Source organism: Rothia koreensis, from assembly GCF_004136575.1.
GTDB lineage: Bacteria > Actinomycetota > Actinomycetes > Actinomycetales > Micrococcaceae > Rothia > Rothia koreensis.
Map to the genome: position 1 here is coordinate 486,730 of NZ_NOIQ01000001.1, position 19,579 is coordinate 506,308.

A 19,579-nucleotide genomic window follows, 5' to 3' on the forward strand; every position below is an offset into this window, starting at 1 on the left:
ATCGCCCCCGAAGCGGCGTGCGGACGCCGTCTCAGACGAGCGGGCGCAACGACGCGGTGTTCTCGCTGCTGCGCGGGCGATAGTACCGACGCAGGCTTTCCATGCCCTCGTCGATCGAAACCTCGGGCTTCCAGTCGAGCAATTCGTGCGTCTCGCGCTGATCGAACCAGTGGGAGGTCGACAATTGCTCGGCCAGGAACCGAGTCATGGGAGGTTCGTCCGCACCCGGTCGCCGAGCCCAGATCTTCTCCACCACACTGCCTGCCAGCTTGGCCACGGACGCGGGGACCGTGCGTTGGGGCGGCTGGACTCCGGCGGCCTCGCACATCATCGTCATGAGTTCCCCGACGGTCCGCGGCTCACCGTTGCTGATGACCAGGGGTTTCCCGTGCACGGTCTCGAGGCGTTCGAAATCACGGAGCACGGCCTCGGCCGCGTTGTCGACGTACGTTGAATCGATCAGTGCCGCCCCGGCGTCGAGCAGGGGAATCCCTCCGCGTGAGGCGCGTTCGATGACACGCTCAACGAGTTGGGTATCGCCGGGTCCCCAGACCAGATGCGGACGGACGACGCCCACCAGGAGGTCTTGCGAATCGTAGTCGAGGGCCAGCCGCTCCGCGTATGCCTTGGACCGGGCATAATTGCCGCGCGCATTGTCGGGATCGGCCGGTTGGTTTCCCTGCCCCATGAATGCGGAGCCCGCGTGGGACACGGACGGCGAGGAGACCTGGACGAACCGGCCGATGCCCTCCGCCCGGGCCCCCTCGAGCAGAATGCGGGTACCCGTCACATTGGTCTCGACATATTCTTCCCAAGGGCCCGTGACGGAAACCTTCGCTGCCAAGTGCACGACGGCGTCGGCACCGTCGAGGGCGCGGGACACGTGATCGGGATGGGTGATGGATCCACGATGCTGCTCGAATCGTTCGAGCCCCTTGGGCTGCAGGGATTCCCTCACCGCGACGGCATCCCTGCGCTGGAAGCACCGCACGGTGTACCCGGCCCGGATGAGCTTGAGGGCCACGCGCGACCCGAGGAGGCCGCTCGCACCCGTCACGACGACGGTCCGGTCCTTGGAGTTTTCCAAGGAGCTGTCTGGCAGAATCGCCCGCCGCCCGCTCGGATCGGGAGCCGTCCATGCTGCGGTCTTGCTCATGGTTTCCTGACCTTTCCGCCGGAGAGAACCGAATCCGCCCACGCTGCGAGGCGCGGCCTGTCGATCTTCGAATTGTGCCTGATGTCGGTCGGATGCTCGCGAACCTGCAGAATGGCCGCGACCCGGACCCCCGTGGCCGACTCGACGACCGAGCGCACGGCCCGAGCGAGCGCCTGGGGCGCGGGGCCGTCCTTGATCGCCCGAGAACCGTTCCGGGCCGGCGCCGACTCGCGTTCGACCACGACCACCGGGACCTGGGCCCCCCATGGTCCGACTCCGACGACGGCGGCCCGGCGAACCCCGGAAATCTTTTCGGCGGCCGTTTCCCCGGCCACCGGAGTGAGCAATCCGCTCTCCGTCGAGATGAGGTGCGACAGACGTCCCTCGACCCAGAGACGGCCCGTCGCGTCGAAATGCCCGACGTCGCCCGTCCTGTGCCACCCGGGGATCGAGGCGGAAGTCCGCTCGGTCCACCAGAGGCGGTCATAATGATCCTTCGCGTGGGGTGCGGCGGCGATGATCTCACCGGTGATTCCCGGCGTGTGTGTTGGCTCGCCCGTGGCCGCACCGGTGTCGTCGAGCGGCACCACCTGGACGCGCGCGCCGTACACCGGGGTGCCGACGCACACCCCTGCTCCTGCGCCTTCGACGCCGTCCTGAGGGTCGGCATCGCGTTCCGCCTCGCGGATCTGATCCAGGTTCACGTCGGTCAGGGGGAGGCATTCGGTCATGCCATAGGGGGTGTGCAGTTTGGCGTGGGGACAGATCTCCTCCATGCCCTCGAGGAGGGGGACCGTGATCGGCGCCCCGGCGGAGAGCAGCCGTTCCACGCCCTGCATCGCCGCCTGCTCGTCCTCGTTCATGTCCTCGCGTGTCTCCACGACATTCATGAGCGCCGCCGGGCTGGCGAAGACCACGGTCGCGGAAATGGCCCGGACGGCTTGGGCCAGGGCTTTCGCGGTCAGGGTCTTGGGCTGGGTCACGTCCATGTCGGGGGTGACCGATGTCGCCCCCAGAGCGGGCCCGAGCAGCGCGAAGGGTGCGAAACCGGCCACGAGGCCGGCCCCTTCGCCGAGACCGTAGGTGTTCTGGATCGCGTCACGCATCGACGAGAGCTGACGGTGCGTGTATGCGACTCCCTTGGCCGGGCCGGTCGATCCGGAGGTGTACAGGATCGCGGCGACGTTGTCGGGCTGAGGTGCGTTCCACGGCGTCGTCGGTTGGGCCGCGGAGACCTCGTGCGACTCGATGCCCGTTTCCGCGCCCAGGAGGCGCAGGGTCGACGAATGTGCGGTCCCCGCGAGAACCCGACGCCCGGGCCACCCCGCCGTCTTCGCGGCCAGCAGAGCCTGGGGGATGCCCACCAGGAACTCCGGCGACGCGCCACGGAGGGCTCTGGTGAGCCCCTTGATTCCGAGCCCGGTGTCGGCGACCACGATGACGGCCCCGATCTTGAGGCACGCATAGATCAGCGTGGTGAGTCGTGATCCCGGAGGAACCATGAGATTGACCCGCGTGCCTGCCTGGACACCCAGATCCCTGAGAACCTCCGCGGTACGGTCGACCTGTTCGGCCAGTTCGCGCCAGGACAGTTGGCGGCGGATCGTGGCCTGCCGAGTCCGGGACCGACGCTCCGAGTCGCCGGACCTGTCCTTGAGCCCGCGGCCGGCGGGACCCATATCGACGACGGCCAGCGAGTCGTCGTCGCGGCGTTCCTCCAGCTCGGAGACCATGGGCCTGTAATCCAGGGCCAGGGGAGAGGCCTTCCGGTCCTTCTCGCGGACGACCCGGTGACGTTCCACGACGTCGGGAGCCCCCAGATACGCCTCGTCCAACCAGGTGAACAGGACCGTGGAAATGTCCTCTTCCTCGGCGACCAGGTGCCCTGCCTTGTCGAACCGGTGGAGGGTGGCCTCCGGGTTGCGAGCGAGGATGTCGTCCAGATAGCGCTGTTTGAACACCGGATCGCCGGGCCCCCAGAGGACGAGGCAGGGGAGGTCATCGTCGGCGACGGCTTGCGCAATACGTTGCATCGCGGCGTAGGAACGGTGTCCCTCGTCCACGGGAATGTCCGCGACGAAGTTCTGGATCCCCTCTCTGGCCGCGGGGCTCGTGTAGGGGGACCGGAAGGTTTTCCTGACCTCGGGATCCCAGGTTCCCTTGTGCAGGGAAAGTGTCACGTCGAGGAACGCCGTCGTGGACCGTGTGCCCTTGCCGTGCACGGCCGGGTGCAGAGCCAGACGCAGGGCTCCCGGGATCTCTTCGCCCTGCGCGTGGTGGAGAGCGGTGTTGGTGAAGATACGACCGCGGTGCAGGTCGGGGTGTTTCATTCCCCAACCCTGGGAGATCAGGCCACCCCAGTCATGGCTCAGCGTCACGACGCCTTCAGGGCCCGCGGCGTCGTCGAGGCCCAGGGCTCGCGTGAAGTCCCCGAGGTCCCGGACGCGGTCCTCGAGGCTGCGCTCGAGGCCCGTACGCTCGGAATACCCCATGTCGAGCTGGTCCACTGCGACCACTCGCCAGGGCTGGATTCCCGAGTTCGCACCGGCGGCGACGACGTTCCTCCACAGGTAGGACCATGTCGGATTGCCGTGCACGCAAAGAATCGTGCCCACGGGGTCGAGCCCCTGGCGTTCGAGTTCGGGCCCGTTGTCCAGGAAATGCCAGGTACGCAGCGACCCGGAATCCACGGGGGCGGTCGATTCGGCGTCGATCACCCTGCTGGCGTCCCTGGCCACTCCAGGCCAACGCTTGAGCGGGATCGGCCCAGGTCGTGGTGTGGGGCGAGTTGTCCGGTTCGCGGTGGCCATGAATACCTCTTTACGTGCTGTGGTCCTGTTGCTACCAGTCGATTTCCATGAGGGCGGTGTTCAGACCCGACCCGACACCCATGCACAGGACGCGTTGCCCCGGTTTCAGGCGTTCTGCCTCGAGTGCGAGCGTCATGGGCAGCGCAGCCGCTGCAACATTTCCCCAATAAGGGAAGGTCACGGGGATCCTGTCACGCTCGATACCGACGGCGTCGATGATCGCGTTGGTGTGGGAGGTCGAAATCTGGTGCGTGACATAGGAATCCATGTCCGTCCAGTCCCAACCGTCCTCGTGAGCCTGGTCCCACGCGTCCGTGACGAGTTCGAGACCGTACTTCAGCAGGCCGGTGGCGTCCGTGCTCATTCCCTGGCCGGCTTCGCCACCGATGCAGAGATCCTTGTGCTCCGTCCCGGCGCGGGAGATCGAGCCGAGGATGCGGTGGCCTTCCGGGTGGCGATCCGATCGCCCGACGACGGCGGCAGCGGCCCCCGACCCCAGGGTCAGCGTCGCGAACTGTGCGAGGACGTCGTCACGGGTCGATGCGGACTGGTTGAGCATGTTCAAGGCCGTCTCGTGCCACGGCGAGGGGTCCTCCCCGCACACGATGAGCGCGTAGTCGATCGCACCGGCGTCGATCATGGAGGAGGCGACCGTCAGACCGTTGACGAACCCGAGGCACGCGTTGGTCATGTCGAAATTCAGCGCGTGACGGGGCAGGCCGATCTCGTGGTGCACCCCGACGGCGACGGCCGGCTCGAAGTTGTCGCGGGTCACCGACGTGTTGATGAACAGACCGATGTCCTCCGCCGAGATCCCGGCTTCCTCCAGGGCCGCACGCCCTGCTTGGGCCGCTCCGTGTTCGAAGGAGCTGTCTGCCGACCACGAGCGCCGCTCGCTGATGCCTGCCAGACGTTCCAGAAGACCCTTGGGCATCTTGAGGCGTTTGTACGTGTCAGCCAGCTGTTCGTCGAAGTATGAAGAAGGCAGTACCTCTTCGGCCTCCACCTTCGTCACTGAAAGTAGTGCGGAATTGCGATGGTGGATAGACGAGTTAGCGGTCAATTAAACGAGCCTTCATCCGTGAGTCTGTGGGTCTGTGTCGAGAACACCGAGGGCGGCACTCGAGGTACTACTCTACAACCAGGATTCTGCCTGTCCTGCGATTTCACCCTTGACAGAAAAGTTCCCGGGGTGGGGTCGCGCACGGCCGTCCTGGCAGGGTGGTCCCTGCAGGTCGCGATACAGTGGGCCGTTGTGGCTCAGATGGCGAGACCACGCGGACCTCGGTCGCACCGACAGGAAAAGAGGCGATGTGCACCTCAAGACGTTGACGGTCAAGGGATTCAAGTCCTTTGCATCAGCCACTTCCTTCGAGTTCGAGCCCGGGGTCACCGCCGTCGTCGGGCCCAACGGCTCGGGCAAGTCGAACGTCGTCGACGCCCTCTCCTGGGTCATGGGAGAACAGGGCGCGAAGTCCTTGCGCGGCGGAAAGATGGAGGACGTGATCTTCGCGGGCACGTCCGGTCGCGCACCCCTGGGACGCGCGCACGTATCGCTGACGATCGACAATTCCGACGGCGCCCTCCCGATCGAGTACTCCGAAGTCACGATCTCCAGGACACTGTTCCGCACGGGCGGCTCCGAGTACGCGATCAACGGCAATTCCTGCCGTCTGCTGGACATCCAGGAGCTGCTCTCCGACTCCGGGCTCGGGCGGGAAATGCACGTCATCGTGGGGCAGGGGCAACTGGACCGCATCCTGCATGCCACTCCGGAAGAACGGCGCGGTTTCATCGAAGAAGCCTCTGGCGTGCTCAAGCACCGGCGCCGCAAGGAGAAGACCCTCCGCAAACTGGCCTCCATGGAAACCAATGTGTCCCGCCTGGAAGACCTCACGGGAGAAATCGGTCGTCAGCTGACACCCCTGGGGCGGCAGGCCAAGGTGGCACGCCGGGCCCAGAGGATTCAGCACGACGTCCGAGACGCTCGGGCCAGGCTCTTTGCCGACGACTGGATCCAGGCCTCGACCGCGTTGGATTCGGACGCCGACGAACTCCAGAGGCTCCGCGACCAACTGGCGGAGCGCGAACGGGCCCACGACGAGATCACCCGCATCATCACCGAGCTCGAGGCCGAAGCATCGACGCTGAGCCCCCTCGTCACCCGGGCCCGCGACACCTGGTACTCGTTGTCCCAGATGCGCGAGAGGTTCGAGTCCCTGACCCAGCTGGCCCAGGAACGGCTCCGGACCCAGTCGACGCCGGTGGGCCGGGCACACCTGCGCGACCCGGAGAAACTGCAGGAAAACGCGGACCGCATTGCCCGGGACCTCGAGTCCACCGAGGCCTCCGTGGAAAGAGCCCGCGAAGACCACGAGTCCTCGGGCACGACCAGAGCGCAGAAGGAAGAGGCGGCGTCCGAGGCTGAAGAGCACCACGCCAACCTTCTCGCCGCAGCCGCCGAACGGCGCGAGAACATCGCCTCACTCCGCGGGGCCATGGCCACGGCCCGGTCCGAACACGAAACCCTCGTGGCCCGCCGCGAGGAACAGGAACGCGAAGTCGAGGCCGTCGACCGGCGACTCGAGGAATACCGCGGTCAGTTGGCCCAGCAGACCGAGGCGTCCGGACCGACCGAGGAGGACACCACGGCTGCCTCCGAGGCCTCCGAGGCCGCACATGCCCAGACCGAGTCGACTCAGGCCGCCCTCGACCATGCTGCGTCCCGGTTGAACACCGTGAGACGAGACCACGACGCCGCCCGGGCCCGAGTCGAAGCGCTCGAGGAATCCCTTCCCGCGGCCGACGCGACGGAGGCGATCATGGATCGCTTCCGCGACCACGTGTCCAGGGTCCGGGAGCGCCTGACCGTGGACCCGGAGCACGCCGCCGCCGTCTCGACGGCGATGGGCACAGTCGCGGACGGCCTGGCTCTCTCCGAGGGCGCCGACTTCGAGGCGGTTCTGGAGGAAGCACGCACTTCGGACCTCGGCGTCGTCAGCCTCCTGCTCGAAGCGGAGAAGACACACACCGCGGCGGGCACCGACCCCGAGCCTTCTGACAGTGCCTTCGGCGCATACCTCGAGGAACTCGCCTCGAGCGGCACGGACGTCGTCTGGGCCCCACGAGCCATCACGGGCGGGGCCTCTGCGCAAGAGGTCCAGGCGCTCCTGAGCCGGTGCGCCGTGGTTCCCGACGCCGCATCGGCCGCTCAACTGCGCTCGCGTCTGCTCGCCGACGCCGACGCGCCCGAAGTCCCCGCGGCCTGGAAGATCGTGGCAGCCGACGGAACCGTCCTCGAAGAGCACCAGGCTCGGGGCGGAAGCTCCGGCGGCACGTCCGGCCTGGAAATCAGCGCACGGATCGAGCTGGCCAGGGCCAGGGTCGAAGAGCTCGGTCAAGAATTCAGCGCCGCGGAGAAAGCACACGAGCAGGCCTCCGAAGAACATCGCGCGGCCCGCGAAAAGGCCCGCACCGCCCGCGAGGAGTTCGCACGGATCAGCCGGGAATCGACCGCGAGCGCCGCGGCACTTTCCCGGGCCAGAACGCTGGTGTCCTCGACCGAGGAAGAGGCCGAGCAGGCGCGGGGGCGTCTCGAGGAGCTGAAACGGCAGGAGCCCGACGCCGCCGACAAGCTCAAACAGGCGGTCGGCGCGGTCTCTGCCGCCCTGGAGCTCCAGGACCAGGACGGCGGCGAGGCGCTGGAACGAGCCGAGCGCATTCGCGACGAAGCGGTCGAGGAAGCAAAGGCGGCTCGCACACGAGAGACCGAAGCCTTGCTGAGCCTTCGTGGCGTCGAGGGAGAGATCGATCAACTGCGGCAGAGGCACGACGCCGCCTTGCGGACGGTGGCCTCGGAGCGGGCCGCCCACGCCGAGGTCGAACGGCAGGAGACGCGACGAAAGGCCCAGTACTCGGCCACCAGCAGGGTCTTGTCACTGATCGGCAAGGTCAGCGAGCGTATTGACGCATCCTCCGACCTGGCCAGGGTCGAACGAGAGAGCATGCAGACCAGGCGTGCCGGCGTCGAGACCCGACTGGCGGAGGCCCGCGAGAAGGAGAAGAAGCTCCGCGAGGAGCTGGATTCGACTCGGTCCAAGGCCCATTCGGGTGAGCTCGAACGGGCCACGAGGGAGGCAAAGCTCGAATCCCTGCGCGAGACGATTCTCGAGGAACTGAGCCTCACCGCCGAGACCCTGGTTGCCGACTACGGCCCGCACTTGCCCATCCCTGTCCTCGACGAATCGGGCGAAGTGGTCGGGGAGGAGCCCTTCGTCCGCGCAACGCAGGAGAAACGACTGGGCACGGCGCGCAAGGAATTGAAGTCGCTCGGCAAAGTCAATCCGCTGGCCCTCGAAGAATTCGCAGCCCTCGAGGAGCGACACACCTACCTCGTCCAGCAACTCGAGGACCTCAAGGCCTCGAGGGCGGATTTGGAAGAACTCATCCGCGATCTCGATGACCACGTCCGAGACGTGTTCACCCAGGCGTTCCACGACACCCAGGAGCAGTTCGTCCAAGTATTCTCGACCCTGTTCCCGGGCGGCGAGGGCAAGCTCGTCCTCACGGACCCGAACGACATGCTGTCCACCGGAATCGAAGTCCACGCCAAACCCGCGGGCAAGAAGGTCAAGAGGCTGTCGTTGCTCTCGGGCGGCGAAAGGTCACTGACCGCCATTGCCATGCTCGTGGCGATCTTCAAGGCCAGGCCTTCGCCCTTCTACGTCATGGACGAAGTCGAGGCGGCGCTCGACGACAGGAACCTGGGCCGGTTGCTGACGATTCTGCGCGAGCTGCAGACCAGCTCGCAGCTGATCATCATCACGCACCAGAAAAGAACCATGGAGATCGCGGACGCGCTCTACGGCGTCTCGATGCGGGGCGACGGCATCACCCAGGTCATCTCGCAGAAGCTCGCCGACCTGCGCTGAGCCGAATCCTCAGGCCGACGTCGGAAAAGAGGCCTTGGGAGTCAGCAGGAAAACGACCCCGGCGACCGCCAGGAGACCTCCCGAAATCAGGAACGCGACTCCGAAGCCCGTGACATCGACGACCGTGCCCAGCACGATCGGCGCCACGATCTGACCGACGTCGGCACACGCCTGGTAGGCCGACATCACGTTCCCACCCGACCGGCGGGAACCGACGACGTCGGTCAGGGTCGCCTGCATCGACGGCGTGTAGAGCCCCGTGCTGAGTCCGGCCAGGAGACAGAGGCCCCAGAACGCCCACGGTCCCGGTGAGTACCCGACGAGGCCGGTCAGCACCGCCGACAGGCCGAGACCCGCGACCAACAACGGCTTGCGTCCCCACCTGTCGGACAGCCCTCCGAACACCATCTGCGACACCGCCGACCCGCCGGCAAAAATACCCAGTGCGATCCCCGCAATGCTCGAACCGGACCCGAAGCCTTGCTCCGGTGCGCCGACGGAAACCGCCAGCGCCGCAGCCAAGAGCGGAATCAACGCGACTCGGGCCCCGAGGTTCGCCCAACCGTGGACGAAACTCGTGAGCAGGAGCGAACGGTAGCTCCCGACGCCGAGGGCCTGCGAGAACTTCATCGGCAGAAGCACGGAGCCCGTGCTCGTGACCGGCGGGGCGGGACGAAGCTTCCAGGCGGCGACAACAATCGCCAGGAGAAGGGCAACCGCGTAGACCACGAACGGCGCTCGCAACCCCCACGCGGCCGTGAGACTCCCGATCACCGGTCCCATGATGCTTCCCAGCATGAAGGAGGTCGCGTAGTAGCCAGAGACCTTGGCCCGGATCGTCGGCGGCGCCAGCCTGGCAATGAGACCCATGGCGGACACGGAGAACATGACCGAACCGACCCCACCCAGGCCGCGCAGGACGACCAGGAGACCGTAGTCCGGGGCGAAGGCCGTCGCCGCGGAGGACGCCGCGACAACGCCCAAGCCCGTCAGGTAGGTTCGGCGCTCGCCGATGCGCGACATGATGGGGCCGGCCACCGGAGCCCATGCGACTCGCATGAAGGCGAAGGCTGACATGACGGCCCCGGCCGCGGCCGCACCGACGCCGAAGGACGTCGCGAACTGCGGCAGGACGGGGGCGACGACGCCGTAACCGGCGGCGATCACGAATGCGGCCACCACCAGGACCCTGAGGTCAGCGGGTACGCGCTGACGCCCCGGGGCATCCTTGCTCGGCCGCGGGTTCCCCTCCGATGCGCGGTGGCCGTCGGGGGCATTGTTCTCAGGGGGTGGGGCACTCACCAGAGGCACCTTACTCGCGGCGCACATTTCGGGCGACAGATGAACCGTCCACAGGGCGCTGCTGGGAGCCGAACAGGTATGGCAAGCTGGAAATGTGAATGACACACTCATCCTGATTCTGTACATCCTGGCCGGCGTCGTGGTTCTCGGCGGCCTGGCCTTCGTGTTCCTCAAGGGTCCCAAGGCTCCCAAGGGCGGTTATCCCGAGACGCGGGACGAGGACGACACGGCTCCTCCCGTCGGAGAGAAGGCTGAACCGGGGTACGAAACTCCCGCTCCCGTGGCGGGACGGCTGCAGAGACTCCGCGCCCGTCTCGCCAGGTCCAATTCGATGCTCGGCAAGGGCCTCCTGGCGTTGCTCTCGAGCGAGAAGATCGATCAGGACGTCTGGGACGAGATCGAGGAGACCCTGCTGATGGCGGACCTCGGGTCCGAGCCGTCGCAGCGTTTGGTCGAGGCGCTCCAGACCCGTGTGCGCGTCGAGGGCACCGATGACCCGGTGCGCGTCAAAACGATGTTGCGTGAGGAACTGCTCAAAATCGTCGATCCGACCATGGACCGTGAGCTCGGCCTGGACGGGGAAGGCGAGAATCCCGGCGTCGTACTGGTCGTCGGGGTCAACGGCGTGGGAAAGACCACCACGGTCGGCAAGCTCGCGCGAGTAATGGTCGCAGAGGACAAAACGTTGCTGTTGGGCGCGGCCGATACCTTCCGCGCGGCCGCGGCGGATCAGCTCGAAACCTGGGGCGGACGGGTCGGCGTGGACACCATTCGTTCCGAACAGGAAGGCGCCGATCCGGCGTCGGTGGCCTATGAGTCTGCGGCCGAAGCGAAGAAGCGCGGGGTCGACACCCTGATGGTGGACACCGCGGGCCGCCTGCAGAACAAGGCGGGGCTGATGGACCAGCTCGGCAAGGTCAAGCGCGTCGTCGAGAAAGTGTCGCCGGTCACCGAGGTCCTCCTGGTCATCGACGCGACGACGGGCCAGAACGGCATGGTCCAGGCCAAGGTTTTCGCCGAGGTCGTGGACATCACCGGGATCGTGCTGACCAAGCTGGACGGCACGGCCAAGGGCGGCATCGTGGTCGCGATCCAGAACGAGCTCGGGGTGCCGGTCAAGCTCGTCGGACTGGGAGAGGGGCCGGACGATCTGGCACCCTTCGATCCCGAAGGCTTCGTGGACGCCCTCATCGACTGAACGGACGTGTCTCCTGCGCGCCACGTTCGGCGCGCACCCGGCCCGGCCGATCCGCATCCGTGCGGAATCGGCCGGGCCGTTCTCGTGTCCCGGGGCGGCCCGCGCTGTTACCTCCGGGAAACATGGGCGACAAGACGTAACACGGTGGCAATCCGATCGGAGGCCGGGCGAAACATCGCCGACGCAGACTGAACCCGTATTCCTCCGGGCACGACCCCGGAGAAAGCGCACCGTGAAAGGGAATCGGTCATGAACCAATTGTCCGCAACCGACGTATGGACCGTCGTCGCCGCCGCGCTCGTTCTGCTGATGACGCCGGGACTCGCCTTCTTCTACGGCGGCATGACCAGGGTGACCGCGGCCCTGAACATGATGATGATGAGCTTTGTGTCCATTGGCCTGGTGGGCGTTGTCTGGGTTCTGTGGGGATCCTCGATGTCGGCAGAACCCGGCTGGGTTCCCGGAATCGTCGGAAGCCCGTGGCGGGACTTCGGACTCGGTGAATCATCGGCCAGCGGTGACCTCTTGGCCGCCGGGTTCTCCGGGACCTTTGCGATCATTACCGTCGCCCTGGTCTCGGGCGCGATCGCGGACCGGACCAAATTCGGTTCCTGGTGCGTCTTCGTTCCCGTGTGGATCACCTTCGTCTATGCGCCCCTGGCCTTCATGGTGTGGACGGATGGCGGCCTCTTTGCCGCGGATGGCTGGATCGGCAAGGCCCTCGGCGAAACCATCGACTTCGCCGGAGGACTCGTGGTCCACGTCAACGCGGGCGTCGCCGGGCTCGTGCTGTGCCTGGTGCTCGGGGTGCGTCGCGGGTTCGGCAAGGATGCGGACCACAGGCCGCACAACTTGCCTTTCGTGATGCTTGGGGCCGCACTGCTGTGGTTCGGCTGGTTCGGTTTCAACGCCGGAGCGGCCGCCGATGCCGCGGAAGCGGGCCTGATCTGGATCAACACTCTGGTCTGCCCCGCCGCGGGCATGCTCGGCTGGCTTCTGGTGGAGCGGTTGAGGGACGGACACCCGACCTCGTTGGGATCTGCATCGGGCATCGTCGCGGGCCTGGTGGCCATTACGCCGGCCTGCGCGAACGTGGACCCCGGGTGGTCGATCGTGCTCGGTCTGGTCTCGGGTGCGGCATGCTGCCTTGCCGTCGGGCTCAAATACCGGTTCGGGTACGACGATTCCCTCGACGTCGTGGGCCTGCACCTCGTAGCCGGCGTGATCGGTACGGTGGCGCTGGGATTCATCGCGACGGACGACAACGGTCGTGCCGGCCTGTTCTACGGGGGCGGGGTGGGGTTGCTCGTCGCCCAAGTCGTTGCCACGATCCTGACGGCTGTCTTCACCGCGGTCGTGACCTTCGTCATCGCCATTGCCGTGAAGAAGACGATCGGATTCCGGGTCACGCCGGAGGTCGAGGAGCGAGGAATAGACGCGGTGTCCCACGCGGAGAGCGCCTACGCGTTCCTGTCCGGCGCGTCCGCCTATCCGGGGGACCGGGACCGGGCCGCCGTCGCGGAGCATCGCGTCTCCGACGGAGAGCAGGGAAAACACACGGCGTCGTAGGTCGCCGGCGGTGCGGTCGAGGACGAGTTCGCGCTGTGGAAAAGCTGCCGTCAGTGGGGAGTCGGCGGTGCTAGTCTTGGAGTCCGAGCGACCAACCGTGGCCGGCGGTGCTCCAGGCGCGTCCGGCCCGGAAAGCACAGTACCGATACGACTGCATCGAAAGTAGACCACGTCACGTGTTCAATTCTCTGTCCGACCGCCTAGCATCGACCTTCAAGAACCTGCGCGGCAAGGGCCGCCTGTCCGAGGCCGACGTCGACGCCACCGTCCGCGAGATCCGACGCGCCCTTCTGGATGCCGACGTCGCGGTTCCCGTGGTTCGCGAATTCACGGCATCGATCAAGGAACGCGCAACCGGCAGCGAGGTCTCCGAGGCCCTCAACCCGGCCCAGCAGGTCGTCAAGATCGTCAACGAGGAGCTGCAGGGCATCCTCGGTGGCGAGACCCGACGCATCAACATGGCCAAAACCGGGCCGACCATCATCATGCTTGCCGGTCTGCAGGGTTCGGGCAAGACGACCTTCGCGGGCAAGCTGGGCAAGTGGCTGGCCGCACAGGGACACAAGCCGATCCTCGTCGCTTCGGACCTGCAGCGCCCGAATGCCGTGACCCAGTTGCAGGTGGTGGGGGAGCGAGCCGGCGTCCCGGTCTTCGCCCCGCACCCCGGCACGACCAGCGAGTTCGACGATCCGACCGGGGACCCCGTCCAGGTTGCCCGAGACGGTGTTGCTACCGCACGTGCCAAGCTGCACGACGTCGTCATCGTCGACACCGCGGGTCGACTGGGCGTGGACCAGGAGCTCATGAAGCAGGCGCGCGACATCCGCGATGCCATCGTGCCGAACGAGGTCCTGTTCGTCATCGACGCCATGATCGGTCAGGACGCGGTCAACACGGCCCTTGCGTTCAACGAGGGTGTGGACTTCACCGGCGTCGTCCTCTCCAAGCTGGACGGTGACGCGCGAGGAGGTGCCGCGCTCTCCGTGGCCTCCGTGACGGGCAAGCCCATGATGTTCGCCTCGACGGGCGAGAACGTCGCCGACATCGAGCAGTTCCATCCGGACCGCATGGCCAGCCGCATCCTGGACATGGGCGATGTGCTGACCCTGATCGAACAGGCGGAGGCCAGCTGGGACAAAGCCGAAGCCGATCGGATGGCCAAGAAGTTCCAGGATCGTGAGGACTTCACCTTCGAGGACTTCCTGTCCCAGATGCAGCAGATCCGCAAAATGGGGTCGATGAAGAAGATGCTGATGATGATGCCCGGTGCGGCTCAGATGCGTCAGCAGCTCGAGAACTTCGACGACCGCGAGATCGACAGGGTCGAGGCGATCGTCCGCTCGATGACCCCTCACGAGCGGGTCGCTCCCAAGATCATCAACGGGTCCCGCCGTGCGCGCATTGCCAAGGGCTCGGGCGTCACGGTGTCCGAGGTCAACCAGCTCATGGAGCGGTTCGGTCAGGCGCAGAAGATGATGAAGAAGATGGCCTCCGGTCAGGGCGGTGGCATGCCCGGAATGCCCGGCGGTATGCCCGGGATGGGAAGCGCCGGCGGGGGAAAGAAGAACCGCAAGGGTGCCAAGGGCAAGAACGCCAAGAAGGTCCGGTCGGGCAACCCTGCCAAGCGCGAGGCGGAGCTCAAGGGTCAGGCGCAGAAGCCCAAACAGACGGACGGTTCGAGCTTCGGCAAGCAGCAGGACTTCGACATGGACTCGATGAACCTGCCGAAGGGCTTTGAGAAATTCCTCGGGGACAAGTAGACCTGGGTCCATGGCTAATACTTACTTGTCCGAAGAGGATTTCAGAGCTTTCGTCAATTCGTTGCCGCGACGCCGCATGGCCGCCGGAGCACTGATCACGGACGAGTCCGACCGGTTGCTGGTCGTCAAGCCGAACTACAAGGACGGTTGGGCTCTGCCGGGCGGGACGGTCGAAGCCGGCGAAGCGCCGCAGGACGGGTGCTTCCGGGAGGTCCTCGAAGAGGTCGGCCTGGATCTTCCGCGCGGCCGCATGCTCTTGGTCTTCCATGGCCTGAACATGGGGGACTGGGGAGACTCCGCCTATTTCATCTACGATGGCGGCACGATCCCGGCAGACACGAGGATCACGTTGCAGGAAGAGGAACTGACCGATTACGAATTCGTCGAGCTGAATCAGCTGGACGACTACCTCGGTTCCGGATTCTCCGACAGGCTCAGGCAAGCCCACGGGGTCAGGGGAACGGACGCGGTCATCGAACTCAGCTCCGGCCAATGGAATTGATGTCCCCCGAAGACCCGGGAACCGGTCTCTGACGAGTACCGTGAAAGGAACCGACGCACGAAAGGACAGGCAGACAGTGACCGACGACCGTCGCACCCCCAGGACACCCGACCAGGGCGGTATCACCTGGCAGTGGGTCCCCGTGCGTTTGGACCTCCACCGACGGCTCACCGAGACCCCGGAGGGCGGAGTGGTCGTCACGAGCGCAGGAGCCGAAGCCGAACGGGAACGGATCCTCAAGCTCATCAGGGAGCAGTCGGTCCCGGCCCTGTACACGACGGGTGACCACAACCTGCGACTGATGGTCCCGGTGCACATTCAGGGAGAGGTCACCCACGTGGCCCGCGCGGACGCTTCGGGCGAACTGAGCCTGGGCGGAGAACTCGGCGAATTCATGGAAACCATCCTTGCGTTCCCCGGCCTCGAGTACGCCTCGTGGCAGACGGGCGACGGACTGAGCCACGCACCCAGCGCGGTCGCGATGTTCGAAGGGTCGGCGCGCTCGGTGCGCCACGCCCTCGGATCCGTGCGGCCGCAGGGGTGGTTCGAAATGGCCCCTTCGGGCGACCGGTGGATCGTGGTGACCTGCGAGTTCTACGAAGACCTGCTGGCTTTGGTGGACGAGCTGCCTCGACGCGCCGTCGTCCTGGACACGGACGGCGAACATCGTGCCGCGACCTTCTGTCCTTCGGTGGGTGAACCGGTGTCCCTCGCGTGGGGTCCGGTTCGCGGTGCCGTGGCGACGTATCCTTCGGACTCGCCCGCGGGTGCCCTCCAGTCCGAAATCGCGGGTCAGGAAGAGGCCGAAGTGCGCGAGGCGGCCCGCACCAGGGCGGTCGAGAATCTGACGGAGGCCTTCGGACTCGACGACGTGGGTGCCCGACGTCTCGAAAAGTATGCGGCCGACGACAACGGCCGGTACGCACCCGAATCCGTGTTGCAATTGCTCGGTCTGTCGGACTTGCCCGCGAAGGTCATCGACGGGCGCAAGTCCCTGTCGGATCAGCCTGGTTACGAGAAGTTCGACCCCTCGGCCGAATCCGAGGACGCACCGGATCCGGTGTCCGACCTCCACGCCTCCGTCCGTCTCTCGGAGACGGTCCGGCGCGGGGGATGGGCCCTGGCCACCGCGGCCGGAGTCGGGCTCGGGGCGTGGATCCTGCGCCGGAAGAGATAGGGGATTCCGTGTCCGCCTCAGCGTCGGGAGTCTCGCGTCTCCGTCGGTGGCTGGACGACGACGAGCACCCGAATTGGAGGCGACCCGGTCCCAGCCGGCGCCAGATGCGCAACGACGTCGTGCTGGCCCTGGTGCTCGCGATCGCAGGATTCGCGAGTCTCGTGCTCATGTCGAGTTATGGTCTGGTTGCCGCCGGCGGCCCCGTGAGTCTGCCGGAATACGTCGTCGCGGCAGTCTCCCCGCTGACGCTGGTGGTTCGGCGCCGGTTTCCGCTGAGCACCCTGATCGCCTCCAGTGCGGTCTTCGTTCCCCTGTTCTACACCTCGTTCTCGGTCTCGTTGTCCGTGGTGTTCCAGGCCAGTTACTTCGCGGCCATTTACACCACGGTCGCCTGGGCGGCCCACCGGCGTGCCACCTGGATCACCCTCCTGGTCATCACGATCATCTTCACCTCGTGGCTGGGGATCACGTGGGCCGCTTCCCCAGAAGTCCTGGAAGACCTCCAAAGCAACCTGGCCGAGTCCGCCGGTCCCATCAACCCCGTCGTCGCGTACGCGATCTATGCGACGTTGCTCAACCTCGCGTACCTGTGTGGCGCGGCGGCCTTCGGTCGCGGCGCCTGGCGCGCGGCCTTGCGGCGGGACCGACTCGAGCACCAGGCCCGGACCATCCGCGACCAGGCCCAACGCCTCGCGCGGAACGCCGTGGTCGAAGAGCGGTTGCGTCTGGCCCGGGACCTGCACGACTCGATCGGTCACCACTTCACCGGGGTCGGGCTCCAAGCGGGCGGGGCACGCCGAATTCTGGCCGCGAGCGACGACGGTACGGAGGTCCGGCTCAGCCCTGCCCAGGCCGGCCTGGTCAGAGAATCCATGGCGGCCATCGAAACCAGCACTCGAGAGGGGATCGGTGAACTCCAAACGGTCCTCAGGCTGCTGCGGGACCCGGATGAGGTCGAGACCGTGGCCGGGGGACCGAATGGGACGACGAAGTCCATCCAGGATCTTCCCGACCTCGTGGCCGGCTTCGAGCGCATGGGACTCAGCGCACGGTTGTCGGTTTCGGACCGGGACCGTGCCCACCTCGACAACCTCAGCGAATCCCTCTCCACGGTCTACCATCACGGCGTCTACCGGATGGTCGAAGAATCTCTGACCAACGTGCTCAAGCATTCGGACGCCAACGAAGCCCAGGTGCATCTGTCCGTGAACGAAGAGACCGAGGAACTCTTGGTCGATGTCGTCGAGCACGGCAAGCCGGTGTCGCACGTGGACCAGGGCGTGGTCCCCAGCACCGGATCGGGGCTACGAGGGATGCAGGAACGCGCGTCGGTGCTCGGAGGGCGCGTCGAGAGCACATCGCTGTTCCCCTGGCCGGGGTGGAGAACCAAACTCGTGCTTCCCCTGCCCACCGACCAGCATTCACCTCGGAAGGACACCGTATGACTTCGCCACTGCGTGTATTCCTCGTCGATGACCAACACATGGTTCGCTCGGGGTTCTCCATGGTCCTCTCCGTGGAACCGGGGATCGACGTCGTCGGGGAAGCCTCGAATGCTGCGGAGGCGTTGGAGAAGCTGCGCCGCGAACCGGCCGACGTCGTCCTCATGGACATCCAGATGCCCGGCATGAGCGGACTGACCGCGACTCGCCACGTGGTGGACGAAGGGCTCGGGCAGGTCATCATGCTCACGACCTTCGACCGGTCGGATTACCTCTTCGGGGCCCTCGAAGCGGGCGCGAGCGGGTTCCTGCTCAAGACCGCCAGCGCGGAGGACCTCGTGACGGCGATCGAAGCGGTCGCCGACGGGCAGGCGCTCCTGAGTCCTGAAGTCACGTTGCCGTTGATTCGACGCATCGTGGACCAGAACACGACACACGCTGTGGACCATGGGGACAGTCAAGCGGCGCCCGAGGGCAGCACCAGCGACGGGCCTTCTCAGGTACTACTGTCGAATGACGACGTCGCCGTGCTCGAGACCCTCTCGGAGCGAGAGAAGGAAGTCCTGGCCCTGATGGCCGAGGGAAGGACGAACGGCGAGATCGCTGACGAGCTCTTCCTGGGGCTTGCGACGATCAAGACCCATGTCTCCCGCATTTTCGCGAAGACGGCGAGCCGGGACCGGGTTCAGGCCGTGATTTTCGCCTACCGGACGGGTATCGCCCGACCGGTCTGATCCCGCTCGTGGGGGCGTGACGCACGCGACGCGCAGAGCGGGGAGCGGCGCTGGTCATCGTTGCACGGCTCTGGCATACTTGGTGGGTACTCGATGTGCGTGGCCCCTCTCACCGCGCAGCATTTGGTCCGCAGGTTTCTCGCCGAAAACCCCGCCCCACGGGTGTATCCGAGCGAGAACCGACCTTGTATAGATACAGGAGAGTCCACACAAGTGGCTGTAAAGATTCGTCTGAAGCGTCTGGGCAAGATTCGCGATCCCCGTTACCGCATCGTCGTCGCTGATTCCCGCACCAAGCGGGATGGCCGTGCGATCGAGGAGATCGGCATCTACCAGCCGACCGAGAACCCTTCGCTGGTCGAGCTCAATTCCGAGCGCGCCCAGTACTGGCTGTCCGTCGGTGCCCAGCCGACCGAACAGGTCCTGGCACTGCTCAAGCTGACCGGTGACTGGGCCAAGTTCAAGGGTGAGGGCTCGACCGAATCGACCGTGAAGCCGGTCGAGGGCAAGCCCGAGTTCCAGGTCCCGGAGAAGGATTCCGTGGTCATCCCCGAGGCCATCACTCCCAAGAGCGAGGAGAAGGCCCCGGCCGCCGAATCTTCCGAGGAGAAGGCCGAAGAGGCCGAGACCTCCGAAGAGTCTGCTGAGTAATTATGCTTTCCGAAGCTGTGGAGCACCTCGTCCGTGGGATCGTCGATCATCCCGACGACGTCCAGGTTCGTTCGCGGTCCGGCCGTCGCGGCCAGAACCTCGAGGTCCGGGTCAACCCGGAAGACCTCGGTCGCGTCATCGGGCGTGGCGGTCGGACCGCGAAATCGGTACGGACCGTTATCGGTGCCCTGGCTGACGGCGAACAGGTGAGGGTCGATGTGATCGACACCGATCGTCGTCGATAGCAGGCGCGGCGGTATGATGCCGTGACAACAGGCCCGCTCCCACCTCGTGGTGGGAGCGGGCCTGTTATATTTCCGGTGTACGGTGCGGGTCCTTTCGGCCCG

Annotated in this window: 14 protein-coding genes; 10 read left to right on the forward strand and 4 right to left on the reverse strand. The window is 66.2% G+C overall.

What is annotated here, in order from left to right; genetic code table 11:
- Nucleotides 1-31: 31 nt before the first annotated feature.
- The 3 genes from EWU68_RS02260 to EWU68_RS02270 all read right to left on the reverse strand — a co-directional run bounded on the left by EWU68_RS02260 (nt 32) and on the right by EWU68_RS02270 (nt 5,029).
- On the reverse strand, nt 32-1,156 hold the full coding sequence (locus tag EWU68_RS02260) for an NAD-dependent epimerase/dehydratase family protein (RefSeq protein WP_129314226.1): 1,125 nt from the start codon (nt 1,154-1,156) through the stop codon (nt 32-34).
- Nucleotides 1,153-3,873, reverse strand: coding sequence for an alpha/beta fold hydrolase (locus EWU68_RS02265; RefSeq protein WP_238692261.1), 2,721 nt, complete (start codon nt 3,871-3,873; stop codon nt 1,153-1,155). Before EWU68_RS02265 ends, EWU68_RS02260 begins: the two co-directional genes overlap by 4 nt.
- Nucleotides 3,874-3,997: 124 nt before the next feature.
- The gene (locus tag EWU68_RS02270; RefSeq protein WP_129314228.1) at nt 3,998-5,029 is read right to left on the reverse strand and encodes a 3-oxoacyl-ACP synthase III; all 1,032 of its coding nucleotides are present in this window, start codon (nt 5,027-5,029) and stop codon (nt 3,998-4,000) included.
- A gap of 250 nt (nt 5,030-5,279) precedes the next feature.
- Here EWU68_RS02270 and smc point away from each other — a divergent pair, with 250 nt between their 5' ends.
- Nucleotides 5,280-8,897, forward strand: a complete 3,618-nt coding sequence (gene smc / locus EWU68_RS02275) for a chromosome segregation protein SMC (RefSeq protein ID WP_129314229.1) — start codon at nt 5,280-5,282, stop codon at nt 8,895-8,897.
- A gap of 9 nt (nt 8,898-8,906) precedes the next feature.
- Here smc and EWU68_RS02280 read toward each other — a convergent pair whose 3' ends face one another.
- Nucleotides 8,907-10,199 carry an MFS transporter gene (locus EWU68_RS02280; protein WP_162421339.1) on the reverse strand — a complete coding sequence of 431 codons (1,293 nt, stop codon included), beginning with the start codon at nt 10,197-10,199 and terminating at the stop codon, nt 8,907-8,909.
- Between the two features lie 94 nt (nt 10,200-10,293).
- Between EWU68_RS02280 and ftsY the strand changes: the two genes are divergently transcribed.
- From ftsY to EWU68_RS02325, 9 genes are all read left to right on the forward strand, one after another.
- Nucleotides 10,294-11,397 carry a signal recognition particle-docking protein FtsY gene (gene ftsY / locus EWU68_RS02285; RefSeq protein WP_129314231.1) on the forward strand — a complete coding sequence of 368 codons (1,104 nt, stop codon included), beginning with the start codon at nt 10,294-10,296 and terminating at the stop codon, nt 11,395-11,397.
- Between the two features lie 249 nt (nt 11,398-11,646).
- Complete coding sequence (locus tag EWU68_RS02290; RefSeq protein ID WP_129314232.1) at nt 11,647-12,966, forward strand: ammonium transporter; 1,320 nt, start codon at nt 11,647-11,649, stop codon at nt 12,964-12,966.
- Nucleotides 12,967-13,142: 176 nt separating this feature from the next.
- Nucleotides 13,143-14,726 (forward strand): signal recognition particle protein, encoded by a 1,584-nt coding sequence (gene ffh / locus EWU68_RS02295; RefSeq protein ID WP_129314233.1) that lies wholly within the window; start codon nt 13,143-13,145, stop codon nt 14,724-14,726.
- A 10-nt stretch (nt 14,727-14,736) separates the two neighbouring features.
- Nucleotides 14,737-15,228 carry an NUDIX domain-containing protein gene (locus EWU68_RS02300; protein ID WP_129314234.1) on the forward strand — a complete coding sequence of 164 codons (492 nt, stop codon included), beginning with the start codon at nt 14,737-14,739 and terminating at the stop codon, nt 15,226-15,228.
- 76 nt (nt 15,229-15,304) lie between these two features.
- Entirely contained in the window at nt 15,305-16,405 is a 1,101-nt protein-coding gene (locus EWU68_RS02305; protein ID WP_129314235.1) for a hypothetical protein, read from the forward strand.
- 8 nt (nt 16,406-16,413) lie between these two features.
- On the forward strand, nt 16,414-17,850 hold the full coding sequence (locus tag EWU68_RS02310) for a sensor histidine kinase (RefSeq protein ID WP_162421341.1): 1,437 nt from the start codon (nt 16,414-16,416) through the stop codon (nt 17,848-17,850).
- A complete protein-coding gene (locus EWU68_RS02315) occupies nt 17,847-18,581 on the forward strand; it encodes a response regulator transcription factor (RefSeq protein WP_129314237.1) in 735 nt (244 codons plus the stop codon). The genes EWU68_RS02310 and EWU68_RS02315 overlap by 4 nt, the downstream gene beginning before the upstream one ends.
- A 213-nt stretch (nt 18,582-18,794) precedes the next feature.
- Nucleotides 18,795-19,232: a 30S ribosomal protein S16 gene (gene rpsP / locus EWU68_RS02320; protein ID WP_129314238.1), complete on the forward strand. Its 438-nt coding sequence runs from the start codon at nt 18,795-18,797 to the stop codon at nt 19,230-19,232.
- Nucleotides 19,233-19,234: 2 nt separating this feature from the next.
- Complete coding sequence (locus EWU68_RS02325; RefSeq protein ID WP_129314239.1) at nt 19,235-19,477, forward strand: RNA-binding protein; 243 nt, start codon at nt 19,235-19,237, stop codon at nt 19,475-19,477.
- Nucleotides 19,478-19,579 lie beyond the last annotated feature (102 nt).